The organism is Flavonifractor sp. An52, from assembly GCF_002159385.1.
Taxonomy (GTDB): Bacteria; Bacillota; Clostridia; order Oscillospirales; family Oscillospiraceae; genus Flavonifractor; species Flavonifractor avicola.
Genome location: NZ_NFIB01000076.1, coordinates 1 through 552 on the forward strand (window position 1 = coordinate 1; position 552 = coordinate 552).

Here is a 552-nt window from a genome sequence, read left to right on the forward strand (position 1 = left end):
ACTTTTATGCAGAAAGGCCAAATCAGAAGTGGGTCACCGATGTAACGGAGTTCAGCTTGTTTGGTCAGAAACTCTACCTTTCTCCAATCCTGGATCTGCACAACGGGTATTTGGTCAGCTATACCATCTCTGACCGGCCAGTTTTGAGCATGGTAACAACGATGCTCACCAAAGCATTTGCAACGATACCGGATGGAACCGGGCTGATTCTTCACTCTGACCAAGGCTGGCAATACCAGCACAAGCTATACCAGAGAATGCTCAAAGCAAAAGGCATCCGGCAGAGTATGAGCCGCAAAGGGAACTGCTTGGATAACGCAGTAGCTGAGAATTTTTTCGGTCTACTCAAGAGTGAATTGCTTTATCTGCAGAAGTTCCAGTCCTTGCAACACTTCAAACAAGAACTCATTGACTATCTGGATTACTACAATAACCGACGCATTAAGGCAAAGCTAAAGGGCTTGCCGCCTGCTATTCACAGACAACAAGCCCTTTCGGCTGCTTGAACAATTTCTTCAAGAAAATATTGTCTAACTTTTCGGGGTCACTTCA

1 protein-coding gene is annotated in these 552 nt (G+C 45.5%); it reads left to right on the forward strand.

Annotation, left to right across the window (positions count from 1 at the left end; all coding sequences use genetic code 11):
* Positions 1–506, forward strand: a 506-nt coding sequence (locus tag B5G06_RS13775) for an IS3 family transposase (RefSeq protein WP_143382766.1), incomplete at its 5' end; no start/stop codon positions are given.
* Between the last annotated feature and the right edge of the window lie 46 nt (positions 507–552).